16 protein-coding genes are annotated in these 21771 nt (G+C 55.0%); 6 read left to right on the forward strand and 10 right to left on the reverse strand.

Annotation, left to right across the window (positions count from 1 at the left end; translation table 11 throughout):
• Positions 1-2: 2 nt before the first annotated feature.
• Positions 3-818, forward strand: a complete 816-nt coding sequence (locus tag VFX97_12230; protein HEX5703962.1) for a phytanoyl-CoA dioxygenase family protein — start codon at positions 3-5, stop codon at positions 816-818.
• Positions 819-836: 18 nt separating this feature from the next.
• Here VFX97_12230 and VFX97_12235 read toward each other — a convergent pair whose 3' ends face one another.
• From VFX97_12235 to VFX97_12250, 4 genes are all read right to left on the reverse strand, one after another.
• Positions 837-1835 carry a hypothetical protein gene (locus VFX97_12235; protein ID HEX5703963.1) on the reverse strand — a complete coding sequence of 333 codons (999 nt, stop codon included), beginning with the start codon at positions 1833-1835 and terminating at the stop codon, positions 837-839.
• 37 nt (positions 1836-1872) lie between these two features.
• Entirely contained in the window at positions 1873-3456 is a 1584-nt protein-coding gene (locus VFX97_12240; GenBank protein ID HEX5703964.1) for a hypothetical protein, read from the reverse strand.
• Between the two features lie 130 nt (positions 3457-3586).
• Entirely contained in the window at positions 3587-4291 is a 705-nt protein-coding gene (locus VFX97_12245) for a hypothetical protein (GenBank protein ID HEX5703965.1), read from the reverse strand.
• 153 nt (positions 4292-4444) lie between these two features.
• Positions 4445-5326, reverse strand: a complete 882-nt coding sequence (locus tag VFX97_12250; GenBank protein HEX5703966.1) for a glycosyltransferase family 2 protein — start codon at positions 5324-5326, stop codon at positions 4445-4447.
• Between the two features lie 411 nt (positions 5327-5737).
• Here VFX97_12250 and VFX97_12255 point away from each other — a divergent pair, with 411 nt between their 5' ends.
• The 3 genes from VFX97_12255 (at position 5738) to VFX97_12265 (ending at position 9905) form a co-directional block, all read left to right on the forward strand.
• The gene (locus tag VFX97_12255; GenBank protein ID HEX5703967.1) at positions 5738-7192 is read left to right on the forward strand and encodes a glycosyltransferase; all 1455 of its coding nucleotides are present in this window, start codon (positions 5738-5740) and stop codon (positions 7190-7192) included.
• Positions 7193-7210: 18 nt separating this feature from the next.
• Positions 7211-8962 carry a glycosyltransferase gene (locus tag VFX97_12260; GenBank protein ID HEX5703968.1) on the forward strand — a complete coding sequence of 584 codons (1752 nt, stop codon included), beginning with the start codon at positions 7211-7213 and terminating at the stop codon, positions 8960-8962.
• A gap of 175 nt (positions 8963-9137) precedes the next feature.
• Entirely contained in the window at positions 9138-9905 is a 768-nt protein-coding gene (locus VFX97_12265) for a glycosyltransferase family A protein (GenBank protein HEX5703969.1), read from the forward strand.
• A 110-nt stretch (positions 9906-10015) separates the two neighbouring features.
• Here VFX97_12265 and VFX97_12270 read toward each other — a convergent pair whose 3' ends face one another.
• The 5 genes from VFX97_12270 to VFX97_12290 all read right to left on the reverse strand — a co-directional run bounded on the left by VFX97_12270 (position 10016) and on the right by VFX97_12290 (position 16873).
• Positions 10016-10915 carry a Cof-type HAD-IIB family hydrolase gene (locus tag VFX97_12270; GenBank protein HEX5703970.1) on the reverse strand — a complete coding sequence of 300 codons (900 nt, stop codon included), beginning with the start codon at positions 10913-10915 and terminating at the stop codon, positions 10016-10018.
• Positions 10916-11050: 135 nt separating this feature from the next.
• Positions 11051-11920, reverse strand: coding sequence for a ferric iron reductase (locus VFX97_12275; GenBank protein ID HEX5703971.1), 870 nt, complete (start codon positions 11918-11920; stop codon positions 11051-11053).
• 606 nt (positions 11921-12526) lie between these two features.
• Entirely contained in the window at positions 12527-13402 is an 876-nt protein-coding gene (locus VFX97_12280) for a phosphoribosyltransferase family protein (protein ID HEX5703972.1), read from the reverse strand.
• A gap of 428 nt (positions 13403-13830) precedes the next feature.
• Complete coding sequence (locus VFX97_12285) at positions 13831-15867, reverse strand: hypothetical protein (protein ID HEX5703973.1); 2037 nt, start codon at positions 15865-15867, stop codon at positions 13831-13833.
• 187 nt (positions 15868-16054) lie between these two features.
• Positions 16055-16873: a M15 family metallopeptidase gene (locus VFX97_12290; protein ID HEX5703974.1), complete on the reverse strand. Its 819-nt coding sequence runs from the start codon at positions 16871-16873 to the stop codon at positions 16055-16057.
• A gap of 209 nt (positions 16874-17082) precedes the next feature.
• On the opposite strand from VFX97_12290, the gene VFX97_12295 reads away from it, so the two are divergent.
• Complete coding sequence (locus VFX97_12295; protein ID HEX5703975.1) at positions 17083-17571, forward strand: hypothetical protein; 489 nt, start codon at positions 17083-17085, stop codon at positions 17569-17571.
• Positions 17572-17783: 212 nt separating this feature from the next.
• Positions 17784-19829: a prolyl oligopeptidase family serine peptidase gene (locus tag VFX97_12300; GenBank protein ID HEX5703976.1), complete on the forward strand. Its 2046-nt coding sequence runs from the start codon at positions 17784-17786 to the stop codon at positions 19827-19829.
• A gap of 83 nt (positions 19830-19912) precedes the next feature.
• Here the strand turns inward: VFX97_12300 and VFX97_12305 are convergent, their stop codons facing one another.
• Complete coding sequence (locus VFX97_12305; GenBank protein HEX5703977.1) at positions 19913-21409, reverse strand: hypothetical protein; 1497 nt, start codon at positions 21407-21409, stop codon at positions 19913-19915.
• Positions 21410-21771 lie beyond the last annotated feature (362 nt).

Below are 21771 nucleotides of genomic sequence, written 5' to 3' on the forward strand. Positions count from 1 at the left end.
CAGTGAAGCGTCACGAGGACAGCGTACCGGTGCGGTCTCTGACCCCCCTTGAATTGGAAAAATTCCGGCGCGAGGGCTTGCTCACTGACTTTCAACTCTATCCGGCTGAACGAGCGGGACCGCTCAGGGCCGCCCTGCAGGATGTGCTCTCGCTTCCATCGACGGCGCCCTGCCATCAAGGGTTCCCCCTGAAAGCTCAGCTCGAGTTTGACCGGCATCTCGACCGCCGGCTGATTTACGAACTGTGCACCCTTCCGCAAATCATTCGTCCCATTAAACAAATCCTCGGTGACGACGTGATGTTGTTCAAGTCACAGTTCTTCGCGAAGCCGCCGGGCGGTCTCGAGATCCCTTGGCATCAGGAGTCCTACTTTTGGGAAGTGCAGAGAGGGTGGATCACGATGTGGCTCGCGGTCGACGACGCAACGCCGGAGAACGGTGCGCTGCGCGTGATCAGCGGCAGTCACACGCACACGCGCGAGCATTTTCCCGTGCCGCCCGACAGCAATTATTGGAGCACCTTCAAGCTCGCGGCAATACCAGGCGAATCTGATCCTATCGTCGATTGTTCAATGCCCGCAGGACACTTCATGCTGTTTGACGACCTGCTTCATAATTCTCCTTGCAATCCCACCGCGCTTCCGCGTTTGAGCTTTACGGCTCGCTACGCTCGACCTGACTTCGACGTTCACGATATCGCGGACTATCCGAACCTGATGGTGAGCGGCCATCAAAAAGACTCTGCGTTGCGCTTCGTAGCTCCGCCAGATAGTGGACCCGGCCTCGCCGACGTTTGGCAGGAATGCATTTGTTTCTGATCTTTGTTGCTCGATCTTTCAGGCCAGCGGTGTACGAATCGAAACGGCAGGTTTGCGTTGCGGCGCGTCGGTGATCCCGGACCGCAGGAAGTTAGTCAAAAAGCCATCGTGTGGTCTCGTTCCGGCATAAGGGGTCAGGTTAAGGTCGATGATGTAATGATTGTCCTCGCCGTCATGCACGATGTCGATGCAGCCAAATTCAACCGGCGTGTTTTCGACAAAGGTGGCCACATCCCGCTTTAAGCTCGCACTGATCGATAAACCATCTGTTCCGGCTTTTAGATGATTGAGATCCGACACAAAGTTCGTGTCGCGCGGATCGTGCCTTAGTTTCTTGATGATGCCCGGAGCAAAAGCCTTGACGATGATAACTTGCTGGCCGGAAAAGTAAGCCCGATAGAACGAGTCCTCCTCATTGGCGACGTATTTTTCAACCACAATGGCAGGGTCCTGCCAGGCGCCTTCGTGAAGATTGCCGCGCTTCACCGTTTTGTAGCGGTAGGCTCCGACTTCAGCTGAGACCAGGTCCGTCAATCCGCCGGCGGCGATGCTTTCCGCTGGCAGCCACCTTTCCAATTCGCCGCCGTAGTTAAGGTTGGTCTTAACGAACAGAATTTCGTCAGCGGAACCGGATGGCGCTGCCTTTGGCGAAGGAAGCCCGATGGCTTCAAGGTGCGCGTGGAGCGTCGACTTCCGCACGTCCTGGACCAGTCCATTCACGACATAGACGCCTCGTTCGAGAAAGCGACTAGTTAGTGCGCGCGTTCCCAGCGGCAATCGACTGCGAACGGACAGGTTAATTTGGAAACAGACGGTGGTGACTGAATCGCAAATGCGATCGAATTCCGCGGCGGGAAACTCGTGAAAGGGATCGGTCTCGATCCGCACCGCCTCGGCGCCGAGGACATGCGTAATCAGGAAACCCTTCCACGCTTGCCACTCCAGGACCGCGACCGTACCGCCTGCTGACTTGCGGGGCGACGCAGGCCTGCCGGATGGCTTACGGGCGATAACCATCCGGCAAAATTATCACACAACGGAAGCTAGCGCGGACCTAGAACGCACCTTGGAGCCGGATCATCTGGCTGTCACCGACTTCGCCATCAATACAAATTCGGCAAATGAACAGTCCGGTGCCGACAGGGTTGCCGGCATCATCCTTGCCATCCCAGATGACGGTCTTCCGCCCGCTGGTTTGCGACTGCTCTTTGATCAGCGTTCTAACGTGAAACGCGAACTTGTTCCATAGCCCGATGAACACGTTCGGAGTATCACGGGGCAACGTGTAGCTGATTTCGATTTCCCCTTGCTCAGTTCGCTTCTGGGAAATCTCAAATCCCGGCAGCGAATTCATTGAGAGTCCCGCATCCTGTAGGTGTGCGGCTGGATTATTAATCTGACCACTGTGAGCCGGTTCGATGCGGTCCGGCTTTGTCGCAAACTCCGATAGCGCTCCGAAAGCAGTCTTCTTGCCAAATGCAGACTTCTTCCCGCTAACGCTGAGCTTGAATATCTGTTGCCCGCAGCAATAGCCAGTCGTTACCGGCTGTCCAATGAACCGGTATCGATTAATCCGGTATCTCGGGTCGCCGGCGCCGGGATTAACAGGGTTATAGTCTTGTCGGGTCCAGGTTTCTCCACCATCCTGAGTAAAGCTGTTGTAAAAACCATTAAAGTCGTCACCCCAACCGCCAACCCACCCCGTCTTCTCATCGATGAAGCCGATGCCTTCGATGTCATTGTTGATAGGCGGCATATCTTCCTGAGACGCTGCCACGTGTTTTCGGACCCAGGTTTCGCCGCCATCTGTCGTCTTTAGAATCGCGGCGTCGCGGAAATTCTCCAGTGCGATAAAACCAATTTTTTCGTTGAGAAATTGTATCTTCCATCCCCACTCGCCACATGGAAGACCTTTGGTTTTTGCAGCCGTGTTGGTCCAGGTCTTTCCCCCATCGCGGGTTCTGAGAACCACCGGGACGAGTTGGCCGTATCTGGAAAACCTTGGCGGGGGGTACGCCGGATTGTCGGTTGGACACTTGGCCACGTTCTTACCGCCAACTACGAATCCGTCCTTCTCATTAAAGAAATAAATGTCGATCAGGTTATCGGCATGTTTCTCCATGGGAATGAGTTTCCATGTAGCGCCGCCATCGGTTGTCTTAATAATCCCGGGACCCGGCAAACCAGGGTCATTGGTGCCCGAACCGTAAGCCACACGTTCATTAACTGCGTGGAAACCGCAAATCCCGGCGGGCGATCCCTTCGGAAGATTTAACAAAGGGTTCCAGGTCTCGCCGCCATCGTTGGTTTGATACAACAAGGTCTGTAGATACTGATCCGGCGTCGGCTTTGGATCCACATCCAAACCAGTGACTGAACCGAACCAGCCGACCTTCCGGCTCCCCCAACTCATACAACGCAGATAGGGAAGGCTGGGCAAGCCCGGATAGACAAAGTACTTTTGATGCCAGTATTGCCCGCCATCATCCGTCATGGCGACGTAACCGCTGCTATTGATCAGCCAGCCGACCTTTTCGTCAAAAAACCAAATATCGTCAGTTCTGGAGCTTGCTGCCGGGGAATTTTGTAAGAGCTGCCATTGGTAGTTGGGGACTGGTGCTAAAGCTGGCTTTGCCATGAGTGAACTCCTTTTGAGTTGAGATCTGTTTTCGAGGATCAATGAGCTGAATCAGAGGGAGTGCATTCTCTGCAATTCAGTCGATCACCACAAGCGGCGATCTGGTGGCGATCTGGTGGCGATACGGCGTTCAACTGAATCTGCCGCGAGGGTGGGTAACTGCGAAACGCTCTTCAGGATTCGGAGGCGCCTGTTGCCAGCCGCTGTTTACCTCGTCAAAGGGATATAGCGGAATTCCCAATTCAGTGGCGATCCACGGCACGATCCAGTCAAAACTGGCTAACCCACAGCGCTGGGCGCGGTGCGCCATGCGAAAGAAATAAGGTGAGTCATCGATAAATTTGGCGGGCTCTTTCAAGCGAGGATCTCTCAACATCTGCGATTGCAGGATTTGCTCTATGGCACCTCGAGTGAAGCCCATGCATCCGCCCTGAATGGATGGGCTCTCGTGCTCTAATTGCAGCGTTCCAAACAATCCGTTGCGAACCGGCAAATACTGGAAGCGCCGATGAATGACGGTGTCGGGATCGATCTTGAACAAGTATCGGGTTGGTTTTTCAAGGAATAGATCGAGCATGCGCTCGATGACGGCTCCACCATTCTCGATAGTGAATAATCGTGACTCTGCGCGAAAGTCGACTCCGTTACGCCGGGCCAGGATCGGAAAGCGAGGATCCGCATCCCCGTCTGAGCGTAAGATGACGCGGCTCGCCGGATAATGTCTGCGCAAGTCCTTCAGGCACTCTGCCGTCGCCTCGTAGTTTTGAAAAACCAGCGCGAAGAACGTGAGGTCGTCATCGCCGTAGCTAGTCAATACGTCAGCTGCCTTTGACATAGTGGGACCGTGAAAAGAATTCGAGTTGTAGCCGGCGTCTATTGGGAAATTCTGAACCGGACAGAGTGCTGGAATTCTCAGGCGAGACGTTCTCTGGCCACGCCTACTCAGCCTTCTCAAAAGCGGTGGTCGCGACGGTTCATAACTTCTTTCCTACTGTACGCCAACGCTGAATTTCGGGACAGGCAGGTCTGCTCTTTTATGCAAAAACACTATCTTTTCGCGCAAAAGCCTCTCTTTATCCTGGCTGAGGCCGTACGCCGTAAGGCGTTCGAATGCTTCGTTCAGCTGATGGGCCTGCCTAACGCAACTAGCGCGATCGATTTCGGAAGAAGTCATGATCTCGTACCAGCCCCTGGTCCTGGTCACGCGAGACTGTTGGGTCGAATGTTGCCGGTATTTCAGCAGCGGCCGGTTGATGAAATCGATTTCGCCGACGGCCGCAATGAGTAACACAATCCATCCATCGTGAACCAACGGACCATGGCTGGAAATCGGCAAGACCAGTTCCTTGAGGTTTGCGCGGAATGCCACCGTACAACCGCAAATCAGGTTCTCGCGCAGCTGAACATCAAGCGCCCGGCCGCTTTTCATCAACCTTTGCTTTCGACCGTTGAAATTAAGCCGGTCAAAAAGTGTCTCGTCAAAGATCCTGAGCGTTTCATCGAGGAGCTCGGCGTTCGAGAAGACCAGCGAGAGATGAGGCTTTGCCTCAAAAATTCGCTCAACTGATTCGAGCTTGTCGCTGTGCCAGACGTCATCCTGATCGCTAAGCAGGATCACATCGCCGCGGCAAAGACTTATGGCTTTTTCAAAGTTCTTAGCGGTACCCAGGTTTAATTCGTTGACTGAAAGGCGCACCGGAAAACCGGCGGTGGCCGCAAACTCCTCCACCAGCCTGAGCGTGTCGTCAGTCGACTGATCGTCCGAAATGACCAGCTCGTCCGGCGTCCGTGTCTGGGCAGCAATACTCTCGAGCTGCTCTTTTATATAAGCAGCGCCGTTATAAGTGCACAGGGCTATTGAGAGATTCATTGATCTTTATCGGCGGTGTACTCCAGACATTTCGCCGCAGCACCACGAGTGCGCCGGCCAGAAACGATTTCCGGTCCCGATTCGAAAGCGCCACGCCTGGCGGAGCCAAAGTGAATGATGGCGCCACCGGCGATTACATCCTTGGTCTTATAAGGGATTCTCTGCCAAGACCGTGTATCACTCAAGTTCATAGATGCATTTGAGTAGTAAGCTTGATTCTTCCGCCTCGTCAGACACAGCGATGCATTAGCGGTCTGGTAAACCAAAGTCGACGCGAGCCAAAGATAAGAGGGATCCTGAAAGCTGTCACTCATGGGTGGCAAACTCTCCCCCCCCGATGTAATTCTCCCAGCTAAGAATACTCCAACCAGCAACTACAGATTCAGCCTACTTTCCCGGGGGATGATTGACATGGATCATGCTAAACTTGGACAACTCGATTTCGGAAAAATCGCACGTGAAAAGTCCATCTCACGCCGGACATTGATTCTGCTTCAGGCTACTAGATCGGTTCTTTCGGGTATTCGGCGATCAGGCATCATTGAGGAGCGGATTGTGAAATCGTTGACCATGGTCTCCTGGGAGTTAGATCCGTTTTACACCCAGGGCGGCACCGCGTATGCAATTCGACGGCTGGCTGACCAGTTGACGCAGCTGGGGATTGTCACCAGGGTTCTCTTACCGGATTGTACGGACGCTCGCCCCGGTCAGAACATCACGCCTTTGCTGAAGCCGATGCTCTTGAAAATGCCGCCCGAACTCCTTCGTGCTCCCCGGGGTGTGCAATGCCGAGAGTTTGGTCGTGCTGCGCTGGTGGCTGAGGAGCAGATTAGAAACAACGGCGGATCAGACGCGCTCATTGCTCACAGCCTCGAAGGCGCAGGGTTCATCGTCCTGCGGAACGGGAAGCGTTCGCCCGAGCCGTCAGTCTTTTGGCTTCACAGTCTTTACGACCCGCCAATCTGTGACTTTTTGAAAGATCAACGCGCAGTGCTCCCGTCCCGATCCTTGCTCGCTTCTGCCGTGAAGATGGCCGATATCGTGGTCACGAGCCAGGGTATCTTAAAGGACGCGCAAGAGTTCGAATGGCCTGACCAACTCAAAGAGTTGCAGCAAGCACTCACGGTCGCGACGGCCGAAAATCGAGTGCTCACCGTCGAGTCCCTGGGGTGCCTTCCGGAGGTCGAGAAGAATTCGCAGAACAAAGTGATTCAGAGTTCAAATCTGGAGAAGCTGAAAAACGTTCCGTCACCCTATGTTCTTTTCCCGGCCCGGCCGTCGGTAGACAAAGGTCTTGGCATTTTCGCAGCGATTGCGGAGCGACTGCGCGAGCACAAAATCGCGTGTGTGGCGGTGCGGCGACCCGCGCAGGGAGTTAAGTCGGAAAGCCCGTCTCACAACGCGCCGATTTACTGGTTGCCATGGCTCACGCAGGATGAGTTGGCCGTCGCGATTCGCAACGCGTCATGCACGGTGCTGCCCAGTATTACGGAAGGTTTCGGTTTGGCTGCCGCAGAGTCGATCAGCCAGGGTGTCAGCACTCTTTATCAACAAGTTGGCGGTCACCATTGTTTGCAGTCACTTCCCCACGCACTGCCAGTCCCCCTGACGACCACCGAGCGGGCAAGCCTTTATGGCCTATGGTCAGAATTATTTGGCGCTGACGACTATTGGTCCGTTTGGACCAGGCATGAAGTTTCGTTGAGGCCACTGGTCGATAAATGGGTCGAAGCCATCCGATCGGCCGTGGCTCGTGCGGATGGTACCAGCGGAATAATTGAAAACGGCATTTTTCCTGAAACGCCGGTGGAGGAGCGGTGGGGAAATAAACTTCGTCGGCGGATTGAATTGGGCGCGAACGCTTAAGACTTTTCGGAGCGATCAATGGCACAACAGCTCCCGGAGCATTGGCCGCGAGACGGCCGTCCACGATTGATTCATCTCATGCCGTGGGACCTTACCGTGGGCGGCGCTCAACGCATGCTCGACCTGTGGTGTTCGCACGAAGCCCACCGCTGGGATACGCACATCCTCACGGTCGGCGCGCGCGGGCCGTTTGCATTCGCCGGAGCGACGGTCCATTCCGAGTTGGTGAGGCCGCAGATCCTAAGTCTGATTTCGGCCCTGCAGCCGGACTTGCTGGTGCATCACGAGCCGAATAATGAAAACGGGATCAGCTCACAGTGCCCGCAAGTTTGGATCTTCCATTGCACTAATTCTCTGCGAGAGGCGCCGCCAAAACATGTCACGCCGGCAGCGGTCTTTTCGAATTTTGACTCAAGCGAAATTCATTCGCACTGGCGACAGTTGTCACTCAAAGTGTTACCACTCCAAATCGATACTCGCGAGTTTCACCCCACCAAACGGACGCACGCCAACCTGGTCTGTGGGATAGTCGGACGTCTGCACGAGGACAAGGTTCCACGCTCTTTCATCGATGCCCTGCTCGCATGGCAACCGGGGCCGTGGCGGATCCGCTTCATCGGGCATGGGCTCGACACCGGCTATCAACGATTCGTGAAAGAGAAGCTTGCGAGACTCTCCTGGATCGATTTTGCGGGCGACGTAACGCCCGGCGAGATGCCATCGGCGCTGCGCCAGCTGGACGCAGTGATGATTCCTACTGACGCTGCCCAGGGTGAAACTGGCTCTTATGCCGCACTCGAAGCGATGGCGACGGGCTTGCCTTTGATCGCCCGAGATCTTCCCGGGCTTAGGTACAACTGTGGGGAGGTGCCCTTCTACGCGCGCGAGGATACCGAGTTGCTCGCCCGGCTGCGAGAGTTAGATGACGCAACTGTACGTTCCGAGGCAGGGCACAAGGGGCGCGAATCGGTTCTTAATGGACATGATGGTACTCCACATGCCGCTGCGCACAGTGGGAGTTTCTCGGCAGCTCTCCGCTGCGAAGTTTCGATCTTGATACCGGTTTTCGAAACGCCGGCGGCCTACCTGGCTGAATGTTGGGAGTCGATCCGGGCGCAAACTTTCCGCGAATGGGAACTGGTTCTGGTGGATGATGGATCGCGAGAACCCGAAACAATCGCTGAGATTGATCGCATCGCCAGTGATCCCAGAGTCGTCCTCCTGCGACTCGATGAGAATCAAGGCATCGCTCCGGCTCTTAATTTAGGACTGAGCCGATGCCGGGGAAAGTTGGTGGCCCGGATGGACGCCGATGACAAAATGTTGCCGACGCGGCTACAGCGGCAAATTGACTATTTGCGGACTCACTCGGACGTGACTGTGCTCGGGACTCAAATGCAAGCGATCGATTGGGGAACCAAACAGTTACTCGACCCAATCGAGCATCCGGAGCAGGTCACGGACGAGTACATCAAGCATCAACGGAGCACATCGGAAATCTGGTTTCTAAACCACCCCACCGCTATGTTTCGCCGTCATGAAGTGATGAATCTGGGCGGCTATCCAAGTTATCGCATTGCTCAGGATTTGGGACTATGGTTGAGGGTGGTTAATGCGGGCCTGAAAATTCACAATTTGCCAACCGTGGAGTTGCACTATCGGTTACACCCCAAACAAATCTCAACGGCCAGAGGCCTGGAGCGCGAGGAATACGCTCAGATCGTCGAAGAGTGTTGGAACCAACAGGTGGTACGAGAAGAATCTGCGTGAATCTGCCTGACCTCAAGGTCGGTCGTACGGAATTCGGCTATGCCGCCTGATGTGCGGAAGCGCTCCGCGCTTTCGTCGAGGCACCCACGAATGGGCTGCTCCCAATTACGTAGCCGAAAATCCGATTGTATTTGCGGCCATGAATAGCTGAGTACTCTTGCCGCAGAGAATCTGTATGAACGTCTATCTGTCGCTTACCACCATAAAGCAAAATGAAATCAGAGTCGTTGAAACGTTACAAAGCATCGCCGCTCAAACCGAATTGCCTGACAGTTGTTTTATCTTCCTTTCAGAAACTCCCTATCTATTGGATTCAGGCTTCACAAACGGAACGACTGATTCGCAGCTTTCAGAGTTCGTGAAATCGAATCCGCGGTTCGAACTACGCTGGTGTCCGAACACAGGACCCTTTCGTAAATTGCTACCACTGCTGGAGGAGAAGTTTGATGAGGATTGCCTGATTATCACGATTGATGACGACACGGTATATACCGAGACGCTGGTGGAAAAGCTGGTTGACGATTTCAACAGATACAAATGCTGTGCAAGCAATTGGGCGTTAACGCTTCACGACCCTGGTGATATTCGCGGGCTGAATTATGAGAACTTCGCTTATCCGGTTTCCAACTACCTATACAACTTTCATCTTGGCAAAGGGGGCGTTGCTTACCATCCTTCGTTTTTCAACAAGACCAGAAACATCATGTTCGATGATGATTTGATTAAGGCAACGTGTCCTACGAATGACGATGTCTGGTTCAACTTCATGAGAATTGCGAATGGAGTTAGTTGTCATTCCGACAACAGCTCATTTATGACGAAAGACAATACGACTACAGAGACCGCGCTCTGGTACAACATCAACGCAAGGAATCGAACTAACTCAAAATCTATGCGAGCGACAGTTGACTTGCTGATTGCTGAAGGGCTCTTGAGTCAATAAGAACGCAGTGTGGCACAGATTAGTCTGTGTATTCGTGAGCGTCATCACAGACTGAAGTCTGTGCTACAAATCATGAACGTGTCCGCGAAGAAAGCCGGCTGGTAGCCCGCCTAGGAACTGCGGCTAGCTTGGGTGGGTTGAAGTATCCACTTGTCGATGGCCCGGGCTGCCCCATCTTCTTCGAACGTTGTGGTTACCCAATCAGCAGCGGCCCTGACCTCCAATGGCGCGTGACCCATCGCGACTCCAATTCCGGCATATTGGAGCATTTCAATATCGGCGAAGTCGTCCCCAATGGCCATCACATTTTCCGGTCGAAGAGACATGATTTCTTGAGCGAGATAGCTCACCGCCAGTCGCTTGTTTACGGCCGGATGGAATATTTTAAGGAAGGCCATTGATTTATATTCCTTCACTCGAATTCGGCTGTGCGAATGGTTCATCAGGCCGGCGAGGCGTGCGATCACTTCGAACTCATCGCTCAATACGATCACTTCCGTGATCGCCCGATCCAGCAATTGCCGTAAATCACTCACGACAATTGGGGCAACCTTTGATCCTTGAAAAAACTTAATCGATGCCTCATTCAGATTCGAGATATACAAATCGTGCTGAACATAGAATTGGACGGATACGCGGTCGTTCAGGCTTGGTTGTTCCGTATAGTCCAGCACCTGAGCTACGGCGCGACGTTCCAGGGGCCAGTGACGGTGAACGACTTCAGTCTTAGGTTCCCGGATCAGAGCCCCCTCATTGCAGATTAAAGGCAATGTTGAACCGATGGAATTATGTGCGTGCAGGGAATTCTGATACAAACGGCCTGTGGCAATGGCCACCGCTACTCCGCGGCGTTTGGCTGAAGCGATGGCTTGGGCGACAGAGTCCCGGATGCGATTCGAATCGTCAATAATCGTGCCGTCAATGTCGAGCACGAGCAAGCGAATGTCGGTGGCCGTCTTCGAAGAAATCACCCGGACTGCCGATTCGTCGCTATCCTTGTTTTCTTTCATCTCCAACTTACAAGATTTGCAGATGCGAGCCTCTGCTGGACGGCTAATAAGCTGCGAAGCTCCCAAGATATAAGTGGCCCACAAGCTCCTGAAGATTGTCACCTGGAGCAAGGCTCCCGGTGACAAAGCATTCGTCTAAAGCTTACGGCGAGGTCTCAACGGTCCACTAGCTCGAAGTGCTTCCTCCAGATTTTTCCAACGCCAGGTAAGTATTGGTATCTTGCGCTCTCGATACCGCTCAAAATCTTTTTCGAAATTCCTGGTCGTGCGGATCCCACTTGCGGACAGGATCAGATTTTGAAGCTTGCCTGCTCTGGCGTTAAAGACGCCCGCAAAATCATCCGTGGGGATTTCAAAATAATCTTGCAGTGCGACGCGAACCGCGTACCCCATGGACTCTTGCAAGTACATACGAAGCCATTGGTGAAGTATGTCGCACTGTTTTCCCAGGTCCCCCAAATGAATGTGTTTGGGAAGCGCTTCAAGGCCTTTATTGGCGAGACGACGTAAGTCGTTATCCAGCCGGAATCCCCCCAGGTCGCGGTGCCAGAACCGCTTTGTGGGAATTCCATTCCGCAATTCCATGAGGATGTTCTGCTCGTGCATTTCCCCCACGACCCCTACGGTCATTCCAAGGAAGTAAGCCTGGTAAAGCAGCGGCGTAAAAATAAACGCGTCCACCCAAGCCGTAGGTTCGAGACCACTCGATTCGACCAACTCGACGATGCGCGGGCGTCTAACGTGCTGGGAAGCACAGAGGCTGAATACCGGTACGATTTCTTCGCCGGCGCCAAGTTTCCAGGGTGTCTCTCGCCCCAAAAGCCCGGCATTGGTTTGCTTATGGATCAGGCCCACCGGATCATCAAGTAAAAGAATTCCCTGCCTTTCCAAGTCCGCTTTGCGAATTCCGGTAAATAGCGAGGAGATACCTACGCTTCGCTTTATTTCATCAAGCCTAACGTTTCGATTCCCCCCGCCCACCCACCGGTTGAACGAGGCTTTCACTGCGAACGGCGGGGTTGTCGGCGACCGCGGATTCCAAACCAGGAGAGTGCGGTGCGAAGCCATTGGCGTTGCCAGGAATCTCGGGTTCTTCCACCTCGCGCCCTCCAGATCGCGCTTGAGGAAATACTGCACGCTCAATGGATGTACAAGATGGGAGTAAACATCGGAACTGGATCCCGAAAGATACCAGGGTAAAGGCTGCGATCGACTTTGAAACAAGCGGAACTGATCCCGCGGGGCTTCGAATTCCGGTAGCCAAAACACCGGTTGCCGTTCCGGCCAGAACTCGGGCGGGACTGAAGTAGGTTCGATCGAGTAATCGCGTTCACTTATCGCCCGATCATTGTGCGTTTGTTCCTGATGAATCCATTTCACCGGATCCGGGTAGGTCAGACTAAGTTTCCGCAGCGCAGCTCGACCGGCGGCGCGCGGACGCAAATAGTATTGAGGATTTGGATTGGGTCTGCTGCCGGTCATCTTCTTTGTGCGTGCTCGGTGGGTTTCGGTGTCTCTGTGGTGGCTGTTTTCTTAAAGATAAGTTCACCACAGAGACACGGAGTTCCACAGAGGCCCACAGTGATCCTAAAAGTGGGACACTATCCAACACTAAGTTCCGACGTGAAGGCCATCGGCGCTTTTCGATTCAACGGTTCCTTGTGTGGCGTACGACCTGACCAGTTCCGCCCGCTCCCGGAAGTCATCCAAATTTTGGAAACGATTCAATTCAACTAGTTTCAGCAAGCGTGCTCGGCGCTCCGCATTAAGCGCCCGCAGGATCTGGTCGAGTTCCGCGAGGCTCAAGTGCATCAGCCTGGTTAAGCATTTGCCGGTGAATTGAATTTGTTCGCGGGACACCATTCGCAAAAGATCCTCGAACGGGCTGGAATTAATTTGCCATTCTATTTTCGGATTCGTCCTGCCGATTTCCGGATCGATGACGATCAGGTAGAGCCACCTGACGCAGGCTACTCCGTCACGCTCAAAATACTGCTGCATTGCCTGTTGTTGTGCGCCAGTGACGCAGACGTCGTTGATGAACAGAACCGGGCGGCCGTGAAAATCAGGGTTGCGAACCAGCCGCTGACTTAAGCGTTCGCGTAGTGTCAGGCGGTCTGCAAAGTCCATTTTTGCATAGTCGATAGAGGCCGTTGCCTCGTTGTCGTACTGGATATCGATCAAGGAAAGTTCTTTTGCATTGTTCTTGTCCCGTTCGCGCAGGTACAAATCAAATAACTCCCGACACAACAAGTTGGCGGCCGCCTGTGTCTCGGCAGCGATCGCCGGTCCCGTCAATATCCAATTGGTGTGTTCCGACTCATTCGCAATTACCCGTTTCATCAGCGGAAGCATCAACTGGGCGTAATAGCGAACACTGCTGGTGACGCCGAGCTTGAAGGCGGGATACTGGCGAAAAATCTCCGCGTCCGCGTCAAGCGGCAACTCGCTAATGCGATATAAGAACGTGGTTTCTGAGTCACTCATTTTTTAGCGATTCCGGCGGGCGCGATTCACTTGTATGTTGGATCAGAAAGGATCACGGCAGCAACATTCTGCGCGTGTTTCGAAACTGCCTTCGCGGTGTAAATGTCCGAGTTGGTGTTTTGCCGGCAGGCGCAGGCGCCGGAAGAAAAACTCTGTGCCTTTGTGGTGAGTGTTTGTTTCGATATTTTCACCACAGCGGCACAGAGGACACACAGAGACACCGAGGAAGACGTAGACCAGGACTCGCTGAAGGGTAATACATTGTGAGGCGCATAAGAGCGACCAGCACCGGCCGCTCGCGGGCTGGAACCTGGTCCCACAGAATAAACTTGCGGTCCGAAATTGCTAGCTTGGTGCATTCGCGAGGACATACAGGGCGGCCAGCGCGGGCCGCCCTGTGTGTTGACCTTCGATCGGCGTGTCAAAGGCTATCGGCTGCGAGCGCTGTTCTTGATCAGCATTTTGCGGAATTTCGCCAAGCCTACCGCTGAAGGTACTGCTGCGCTGGTCGGGGCAGTACCTACTTCCGGCGCGAACACGGGGGCGTTCTTAAGGATGAAGCTGAAATCGTACCCGGCCACTTGTGCGTTACCGTGGCAACCCATGCAGCCCCCCATGTTGGCTGCTTTGCCGCTGTTCGGATTAGGCGTAGGACTGGAACCAGGGACGATAGCGGGCAAGTTGTAATACACATTCTTGAACGGCTGGCCGTAGAACGGCGAAGTGGAGTCGGAAACGTAATCAGTAATCAGGTTAAGGATGTTGTCGTTGTTGTTTGGATCGTGCTGGAATTGACCACTGAACACTTGCAGGTTGTAGTTCGTCTCGACCACTTCATTGGCTTGATAATAGGTGGAAGGGTCGGGTCCGTTGGGTGCTCCCGTGTACGTCGTCCCCGCCGGTTTGTCGTAAGGCTGATACTGCACATTGATGAGCTTGTAGTACTGCCAGACCGGGTTGCCGTTGTTGTTCTGCTGTCCGTAGGTCTTGATCGCTGCATGCACAGCCGTGTTCACGTCGATGATGCATTGAGGGATGTTGTGCTTGCGTTGGTTCACCGCGACGATCCCTTGCGTAGTGTTCGGCGTCGCTGTCGGCGTGGGCATCGGCGCCGGGGCCGAGTTGTTATAGAAGAGTCGCTGTCCCGCTGTCTGTACAGTTAAAGAAGAGGTCGCAGGCTGTAGCTGTTGAATAGTCTGCGAGGTCTCAGGCGTGGTTGAAGTGGCTGCTGTCGAGGTGATGTTGGGCTCGAGCGCAGCAGTGGGCGCCGGCGTGGCGGCCGAGGGCGTCGCACAAGGCCCAGTTACGAGTTTACCGTTTACATCCTCGATACAATTCCCATTGCTATCCAAAATATTGTCGGCCTGGCTGAAGGTAGCGTAGATGAAGTAAGGCGCCGACGGAGTCTTCTGGATGATGTGCAACGCCACTAAGCCCCACACCGGGTAACCCTGGCCTGGGTTGTTCTGCGCGTCTATGTAGCCGACCTGCTGCGCGCTGTTTGCGTTGTAGTAGCGAACCGTTGTCGTGTAGAAGCGACCGCTGCTGGCCTCCGCGGCGGTGAGTTGCCGCCAGGCGGCCTTTACTTCGATAGTGTTATTCGGGAAGGCGACATACTGTGAGCTGCCCGGCGACGGCTCCACGTACGATTGCGGGGACGCGAAAGCCTGGGCAATGTAAGCGGCGGTGGCAGGACCGGGCGCACTTCCATCCCACCATTTGTTGGCCGCGACATAAGTGTATTCCGCGCGGTTGGCCTTCGCGAGGAAGAGAATCTGCTGCCCGGGGAACGGCAGGTTGGCGGAGCTTAGTGTTCCTGCGTACATCGTGTCCAGGCCAATCTCGCTCTGCTCGTCCAGATTGATCCAGGGCGCAGGCGAGGGCGACCCCGTCGGCGTAGGCGTCGGCCCGTTCAAAGAAGCGAAGGAAGGGATCGCACCATTCGCGTAGATGTACTGGGGCGCGGCGTCATAGCCGTAATAGGTGCTTGCGGTACTTCCGGGGTAGCCGGGGGGCTGCCCGGTGCCGGGGAAGATTTCGGCCTTGTGCCGGAAGGTATGCCAGACCAGCGGGCCCGTCGAATTGCCGAAGGGAACCGTCGGGTCTGGTTGGTCGCGGGTGTTGGTTGCTCCGGTCTGGGCGACGGCGGGCCAGTTGAGCGCAATGAACTCTTGCCACGCGAAAACACCTGCATCCCGTAAAGTGGCCGTTGCGGCGCCTCCGCCGTTTATATTTACGTCAGTAGGCGGCAGCCACGGACTACTTGCCGGATCGATGGTAAATGAAACTGGGGCACAACCTCCCGGGGCCACGGCTAGCTCAGTACGGGGAGCTTCCGGAGCGGTGCTTCGGCATGCAGCCCCGATCACCAACATAAGACACCACAACACAAGTGAGAGGAGCACGAGAACTTTGTTGCGACTCAGGGTTTTAGCAGCCAGGAGGGAAGTTGGTTTTGTTTTCATCCGCGCATTTTTTCCCAGCCGCAGTAGGAACACAAGTGTCGATCTGGTGTCGATCCGGCGCGGTACTCGCGTCTGACAACTTGCGCTTCATCGAAGTTCTGCCACGCGTCCGCTCGGGTTTTTTTGAGAATCAGGTTGGCTCGGCGGTCAATCGTGATGATTTGTTTTGGCCACGTCGCGCGGCGGTTCATTCACCGGGGGGCGCGATAAAACCGTACCAGGCAGCCTCAGGAGGATTCTTTAGAAATGCGCGACTGGCTCTCACATAGCTTTGGTTTCCCCAGTCATAGTGCCAGAAGACCTTTGCCGTTTCGTTAAGCAGCCCTTCGCGAGTCATGGCCCAATGCAACAGCCGCCGGTTCTGTAGCCTGAGATCATCTTCGTCAATAAGTCCGGCTGCTAACTGTCGCTCAAAATAGTCACCGGCGCTCACGTCCTTATCAGTGTCCTCTTCAAAGTCCGCTCCCATCTCGAGCAGTTCTTTCGTCACGGAATCGCGCAGCGTCAGATCCACTGCGGCCCCGTTTGTGTGCGCCTGCCAGGTACGGGAATCGGTCTCGTCGAACGACGCGGGATCGACGACGAATTGCCGCGCATAGGCCCGGTGTTCCTGCTCGCTCCCGCCGGGATTCTGCCGTTTGGCTTTGGTGAAAAAGAAATTCCACAGGCCTTGCTGGCAGGCGACGGTGCGGTGCCCATCGAGCACGAACAACTCTGCCTCAAACGGCCGGAGTAGCTCGTTTACGCGAGCAAGTTTTTCCGCTACCGATTTTCGCAGCCAGATGTCTGGCCGGCTGCCCTCGATCGCACGGCCGAACGGCGGATTCTTGCCGTCCGTCTTTGCGTAGTAATTCTCAAACGCGACGCCAACCGAACCCAGATGAATTAGGGGCTCGCGACCACGCGGGTCAGTCTTATCAATGGGAATATCCAGATACGAACTGGAAAACATTTCGAGCGAGGTGATCGGGACTTGATGATCGACGCGTATCCTGCTTCGTGTCATGAGGCTCTCCGTCGTTGTCGCGGGATTGTAGGTCTCTCCTGACCGCCACGCAAACTCGGAACCGCGGCGGTGCCCTCTGAATTATTTGCCGGGGTGCGGTTGCCCTCGTTAATTGAAATGAGTATTACCATGGCGCTACAGATCGATTGGTGATATAAGAGCGCCTTGACGTCACTTTCTCACCTTTTAGAAATCTAAGGAGTAACTCAATGTCTGACAGTCACGAGCATTTAGTTGATTTAGACGCCTACTTGAAAGACCTTCATGTGGTCGGTGACGATGACCACAAGGCTGACGTGCTGTTGCTTACTTGTTTGGATTTCCGCTTTTTCGTAAAGATTTCCAACCTGATGAAAGACATAAAATACGATCATGTGGTGCTCGCCGGCGCCGCGTTGGGTGGCGTAGTGCAAGGTAAGGAGCACTGGCACCAGACGTTTTTGGATCATGTCGATCTCGCCGTAAAACTGCACGAAGTCCCGGCTATTCTGGTTATGCAGCACCGAGATTGCGGGGCGTTTGGACCGAAAGGATTCGGCTTGCTGCCGGAGAATCCAACGCGTAAAGAAGAAAGGCAAGCGCATCGCGAGCAGGCGGCCCTATTAGGAGAGAAGGTTCCGCGTTTCCTGGGTTATAAGGCGCTGCTTTTGGACGTGCCAAGGGGGGCAGACGTTGTCACTTGCGATCAGATGATCTGAGAGTCCGGCGCAAAAACCATCTTGATGTGTCCGAGCCGGTTTAAGATCATTCCGGAAGCGAGGACATTATCTATCACTCACCGCGTTGGAATTTGCTCGCGAGACTTACCCTGCCGCGATCCTGATTTGTGGGAACTCTGATTTCAATACATTAGCCGCCAGGTCAACCCCGACGCGCACTGGTTCGCGTTCAATCTAAAGCCACATGTTCAATGTTTGACCTAACTGAGGAGACTATAGCGCCGAGCGATCCTTACCGTTGGATGGAAGAAGATACGCCCGCCTTACGAACGTGGCTACTGGCGCAGCACGAATACGCCATGGCCCAACTTTCTTCCGTGCCGGCTCGCGAAGGTATCCTCCGGCGCCTGCACGAGTTGATGCGCGCCAGCGCCATGGGCTCCATCACCAAAGCGGGAGAACGATGCTTCTTTCGCCAGCGTTTCGAGGACCAGGAACTTTCGGCGCTCTATTGCCGGGACACACCGCAAAGTGAACCACGACTGCTGCTCGATCCGAATGAGCTGATTTCCGACCGTAGTATTACGCTGGCAGACACGCATCCATCTCCCGACGGCTCGCTAATCGCATATCGTCTTTCCACATCCGGAAGCTCCCGCATGTCGCTTCATGTAATGGACGTGACCAGTAAGGAAGTGCTGCCAGACGTGATTCCTGGTGACGTAAATCCAGTCGCGCACGCATGGCACACCAGGAACCGAGTTGCGTGGCTACCTGATAACAGCGGCTTTTACTATACGCGCTGCCCCGGCTCCACACCGGCCGAAGACGCGCGCTTCCACCATAAACTCTACTTTCATCGGCTTGGTGATGATTGGCGCGGGGACACTTTGGTGTTTGGTGAATCTCTTAAACGAGAGCAGGCGCCGTACCCCGTGATTTCATTCGATGGCCGCTATCTTGCGGTCGTGGTGCAGGACATGTCAGGTCTCTTACCGTGCTCTGAGCTGTACCTTCTTGATCGCGAGGATCAGCAACCGAAATTTGTTTCTATTGTTCGCGGTGTCCAGGCCTTTATCGGCGCCGTCGCGTTGCATCGAGACAGTCTCTACATTCAGACAAATCACGAGGCTCCGCTGGGAAAAGTCACGGCGATCAAACTCGCGAACATTGCCGCCGGAAAGCTCGATAGCACCACCGTAATCCCCGAGGGGTCATATCCGCTGCGGGCCTGGGCCACGGTTGGGAATTACCTTTTTGTCGAGACGGTCGAGGACGTGTCCTCACGACTGCGCGTGCATGAGCTGGGGGGAAAGCTGGTCAGGGAAATCGAACTGCCCGGCATCGGCAGTATTGATGCGTTAATTGCCGCGCCCGATTCGGACGAACTGCTAATTTCGTTTTCCTCGTTTCTGATGCCCAGAGTTGTATATCGCATCAACCTCGAAACTCTGACCTACACGTTCCATCATCAAGCCAAGGTGCCTTTTGAGGCGGACGGGTTTGAACTCGAGCAGGTTTGGTTTGAATCGCGCGACAAAACCCGGGTGCCGATGTTTCTGCTTCATAGAAAAGGGATCGAGCGCGACGGCAACAATGCTGCCGTAATCCATGGATATGGCGGCTTTGGAGTTAGCCTCTTGCCGGCGTTTACCCCACAGGTGATTCCCTTCCTTGAGCGCGGCGGAATTTATGCAATCGTCAATGCGCGAGGAGGCGGCGAGTTTGGCGAAGAGTGGCATCGCGCCGGCATGCGCGAAAATAAACAGAACGTCTTCGATGATTTCATCGCCGCCGGCGAGTGGTTGATTGCCGAAGGTTATACCCAAGCCTCAAGACTGGGCTGTTTCGGATGGAGTAATGGAGGTTTATCTGTCCACGCCGTTGCGGTGCAGCGGCCGGATCTCTGGAGGGCTGTGGTCACCGGCGCGCCGGTTACCGACATGGCCCGCTTTCATAAAGCGCACGGCGGCCAACATTGGATCGCCGACTATGGTTCTCCTGAAGACCCGGATGATCTGAACTTCCTGTTGCAATACAGTCCCTATCACACGCTGCCACAGCAGATCGAAGCCCCTGCGATACTTACTGTGGCCCCCGAAAATGACGACCGCGTCGCTCCCTGGCATAGTTACAAAATGCACGCCGCATGGCTGGCCGCAAGCGTGTCTGGGCGACCGATCCTCTTGCGCGGAGAACAGCAGGCGGGACATCGAGGTAGCCCCGCAGTTAGCAAAACGGTGGCGCGCTATGCCGATATCTGGGCGTTCTTTTTTTGGCAACTCGGCCTCGACTGAAGCCACGGATAGGGATTGGGAAGTACCGTGGCGATCGCCTCAAGGTACTTCCCAATGTCGGTCTGCTGGAACGGTGTGCGGTTCTACTGGGCGTTTTGTGGGATGGCCCAGGAGAAGTCCGTGCGTGTAAACCCGGCGAACCTTGGATCGATTGGCTTGCCTCCTTGGCCAAACGAAATCGGCTTCTTGTAATCGGGAGGGTAGGGCAGCGTCGTCGGGTTCGCACTGGGAGGTGGATTTTGATTAGTGATTGGAGGACCCGATACCGTAGCGGTGCCGTGGCAGCTCACGCAGTTGCTCTGCAACCCGTCAGGGATACCGGCGTTGGTGGCAGTTTCCAGGAATGGATTAAAACAGACGACCATCTTGGTTGAGGCGTTACCTTGCGTCTGGTTATATGCCGAACACGAAGCGTAGTTGCGCCAGGGGCCTTTAACATTCGCGGTCATGCCGTCCTTGCTGCCAGGAAATTTGTTCGGAGTATCCGGCCCGGGTTGCCAATAGAAGGTCTGCCAGGTCCAGTTAATGATTTCCTTGCTGTTCACGTGCATGCCGCCGAGCACTCCGTAGTCGCCTGCCGCCGCCGTGCCGCCACTGCCGCCAACACCTTTTTGAACAGCGTTCCACGAGGCGGCTTCGTCAGCGTTCATTTTGAAACTGTAAATCGTTGAGAGCGGCGCGTAGAGGTATTTGGTTTTGTCGCACGCGTAGGGCATCGCGACCGCCTGGGCGATTTGCTGCGGCGTCGCCAGTACCGGAGCCACATCGGGTCCGCCCGTGTTGGCGGGGTCCAACAGTACGCAGGTCGTCCAGGTATTAGGTGTCGGGGCGGTCGGCAACGTGCTGCCTGCCGGACCCTGCCACAGCGGCATCGGTGTAAGCCCGGTTGCCTTAACCAGGAATATGACGGGTTTGGTTTCAATGCCGGCAAAGCCGGGCGCGCTGGAAGTCGACGGCTGGTACGGGGCCTCCTCGACCTTTCGATCCACCGTTGCGGTGCCCGATGGCCAGGCATTATTCAATGCGATCAAACTTGACACCGACGTGTAGTTGTAAGGGCCTCCCGTGCCCGGACCCGCATGTTGCGCGTTAAGGTACTGGGCCATCGACGGGTTGAACTTATTGAAGGATACGACCTGTGTGTCGGGAGCAGGGGCCGACGAGCCCTTCAGTTGTGCGCTATGGGTAAATTGCGAAGGCACTCTGAACGGGCGCGAGGGCCGCGCGACGCCCTTGCCGCAAGTGCCGCCGAAGACGTCCGCGGTGCCGCACCAGGTTTCCCAGTACGGTAGTTTTGAACCGTCAGGATCAGTCTGGCCAGAGTCGGCCGTCATCCCTGCCCACATGTCCCAGGTATGTTGAGTGATCTTCGCAATCTCCCACTGATCGGCCCAGCCCTGGATCTGGGCACGGTCACCCGGGTAACCATAACCTGCCGGAATGTCCGCAGCCGTGATGCCGGCGGCGCGCGTTGCGGCTGGGGTCGGTGTGGATGTTTGAGTGGATGGAGACTGTTGGCAGGACGTAGCGACCAAGGCCAGGGCAAAGACCAAAACAGATGCGAACGAAGATAGTTTCATGGAACTCTCCTGGGTCGTTAGGACATCGTGATCCGTCGAGGCTCGCACTTCTATCACCCGAAAGGAGCATGGGTCTGTGCGCTAAGAGACATAACTTCATTTAACAAAACGAATCGAAACAAAAGACGTCGGTGATCCTGGGCTTACTTTTTCTCCCATCAATTCGAAAGGCGAGTATCCTTTCTATTAATTCGTTACGAGCGAAACGCACGGGCGACCGCGCACGAGGCTCCACCAATAAAACTACAGTTTAGGCAAAAACGCCTCGTTCGTTCCGTCCACCAACTGAACAAAGCTTGCAGTCGCCAGAGCGACGGGCTTGCTTTGCAACAGTTCTTTGCCAATATAATACGCTCATCTTG

Source organism: Pyrinomonadaceae bacterium, assembly GCA_036277115.1.
Taxonomy (GTDB): Bacteria; Acidobacteriota; Blastocatellia; order Pyrinomonadales; family Pyrinomonadaceae; genus UBA11740.

Excerpts from the sequence above, each read along its gene's own strand:
- VFX97_12235 (HEX5703963.1), bottom strand. The coding sequence starts at position 1,835 with ATGGTTATCGCCCGTAAGCCATCCGGCAGGCCTGCGTCGCCCCGCAAG.
- VFX97_12240 (HEX5703964.1), bottom strand. The coding sequence starts at position 3,456 with ATGGCAAAGCCAGCTTTAGCACCAGTCCCCAACTACCAATGGCAGCTC.
- VFX97_12245 (HEX5703965.1), bottom strand. The coding sequence starts at position 4,291 with ATGTCAAAGGCAGCTGACGTATTGACTAGCTACGGCGATGACGACCTC.
- VFX97_12250 (HEX5703966.1), bottom strand. The coding sequence starts at position 5,326 with ATGAATCTCTCAATAGCCCTGTGCACTTATAACGGCGCTGCTTATATA.
- VFX97_12255 (HEX5703967.1), top strand. The coding sequence starts at position 5,738 with ATGGATCATGCTAAACTTGGACAACTCGATTTCGGAAAAATCGCACGT.
- VFX97_12260 (HEX5703968.1), top strand. The coding sequence starts at position 7,211 with ATGGCACAACAGCTCCCGGAGCATTGGCCGCGAGACGGCCGTCCACGA.
- VFX97_12265 (HEX5703969.1), top strand. The coding sequence starts at position 9,138 with ATGAACGTCTATCTGTCGCTTACCACCATAAAGCAAAATGAAATCAGA.
- VFX97_12270 (HEX5703970.1), bottom strand. The coding sequence starts at position 10,915 with ATGAAAGAAAACAAGGATAGCGACGAATCGGCAGTCCGGGTGATTTCT.
- VFX97_12280 (HEX5703972.1), bottom strand. The coding sequence starts at position 13,402 with ATGAGTGACTCAGAAACCACGTTCTTATATCGCATTAGCGAGTTGCCG.
- VFX97_12285 (HEX5703973.1), bottom strand. The coding sequence starts at position 15,867 with ATGAAAACAAAACCAACTTCCCTCCTGGCTGCTAAAACCCTGAGTCGC.
- VFX97_12290 (HEX5703974.1), bottom strand. The coding sequence starts at position 16,873 with ATGACACGAAGCAGGATACGCGTCGATCATCAAGTCCCGATCACCTCG.
- VFX97_12295 (HEX5703975.1), top strand. The coding sequence starts at position 17,083 with ATGTCTGACAGTCACGAGCATTTAGTTGATTTAGACGCCTACTTGAAA.
- VFX97_12300 (HEX5703976.1), top strand. The coding sequence starts at position 17,784 with ATGTTTGACCTAACTGAGGAGACTATAGCGCCGAGCGATCCTTACCGT.
- VFX97_12305 (HEX5703977.1), bottom strand. The coding sequence starts at position 21,409 with ATGAAACTATCTTCGTTCGCATCTGTTTTGGTCTTTGCCCTGGCCTTG.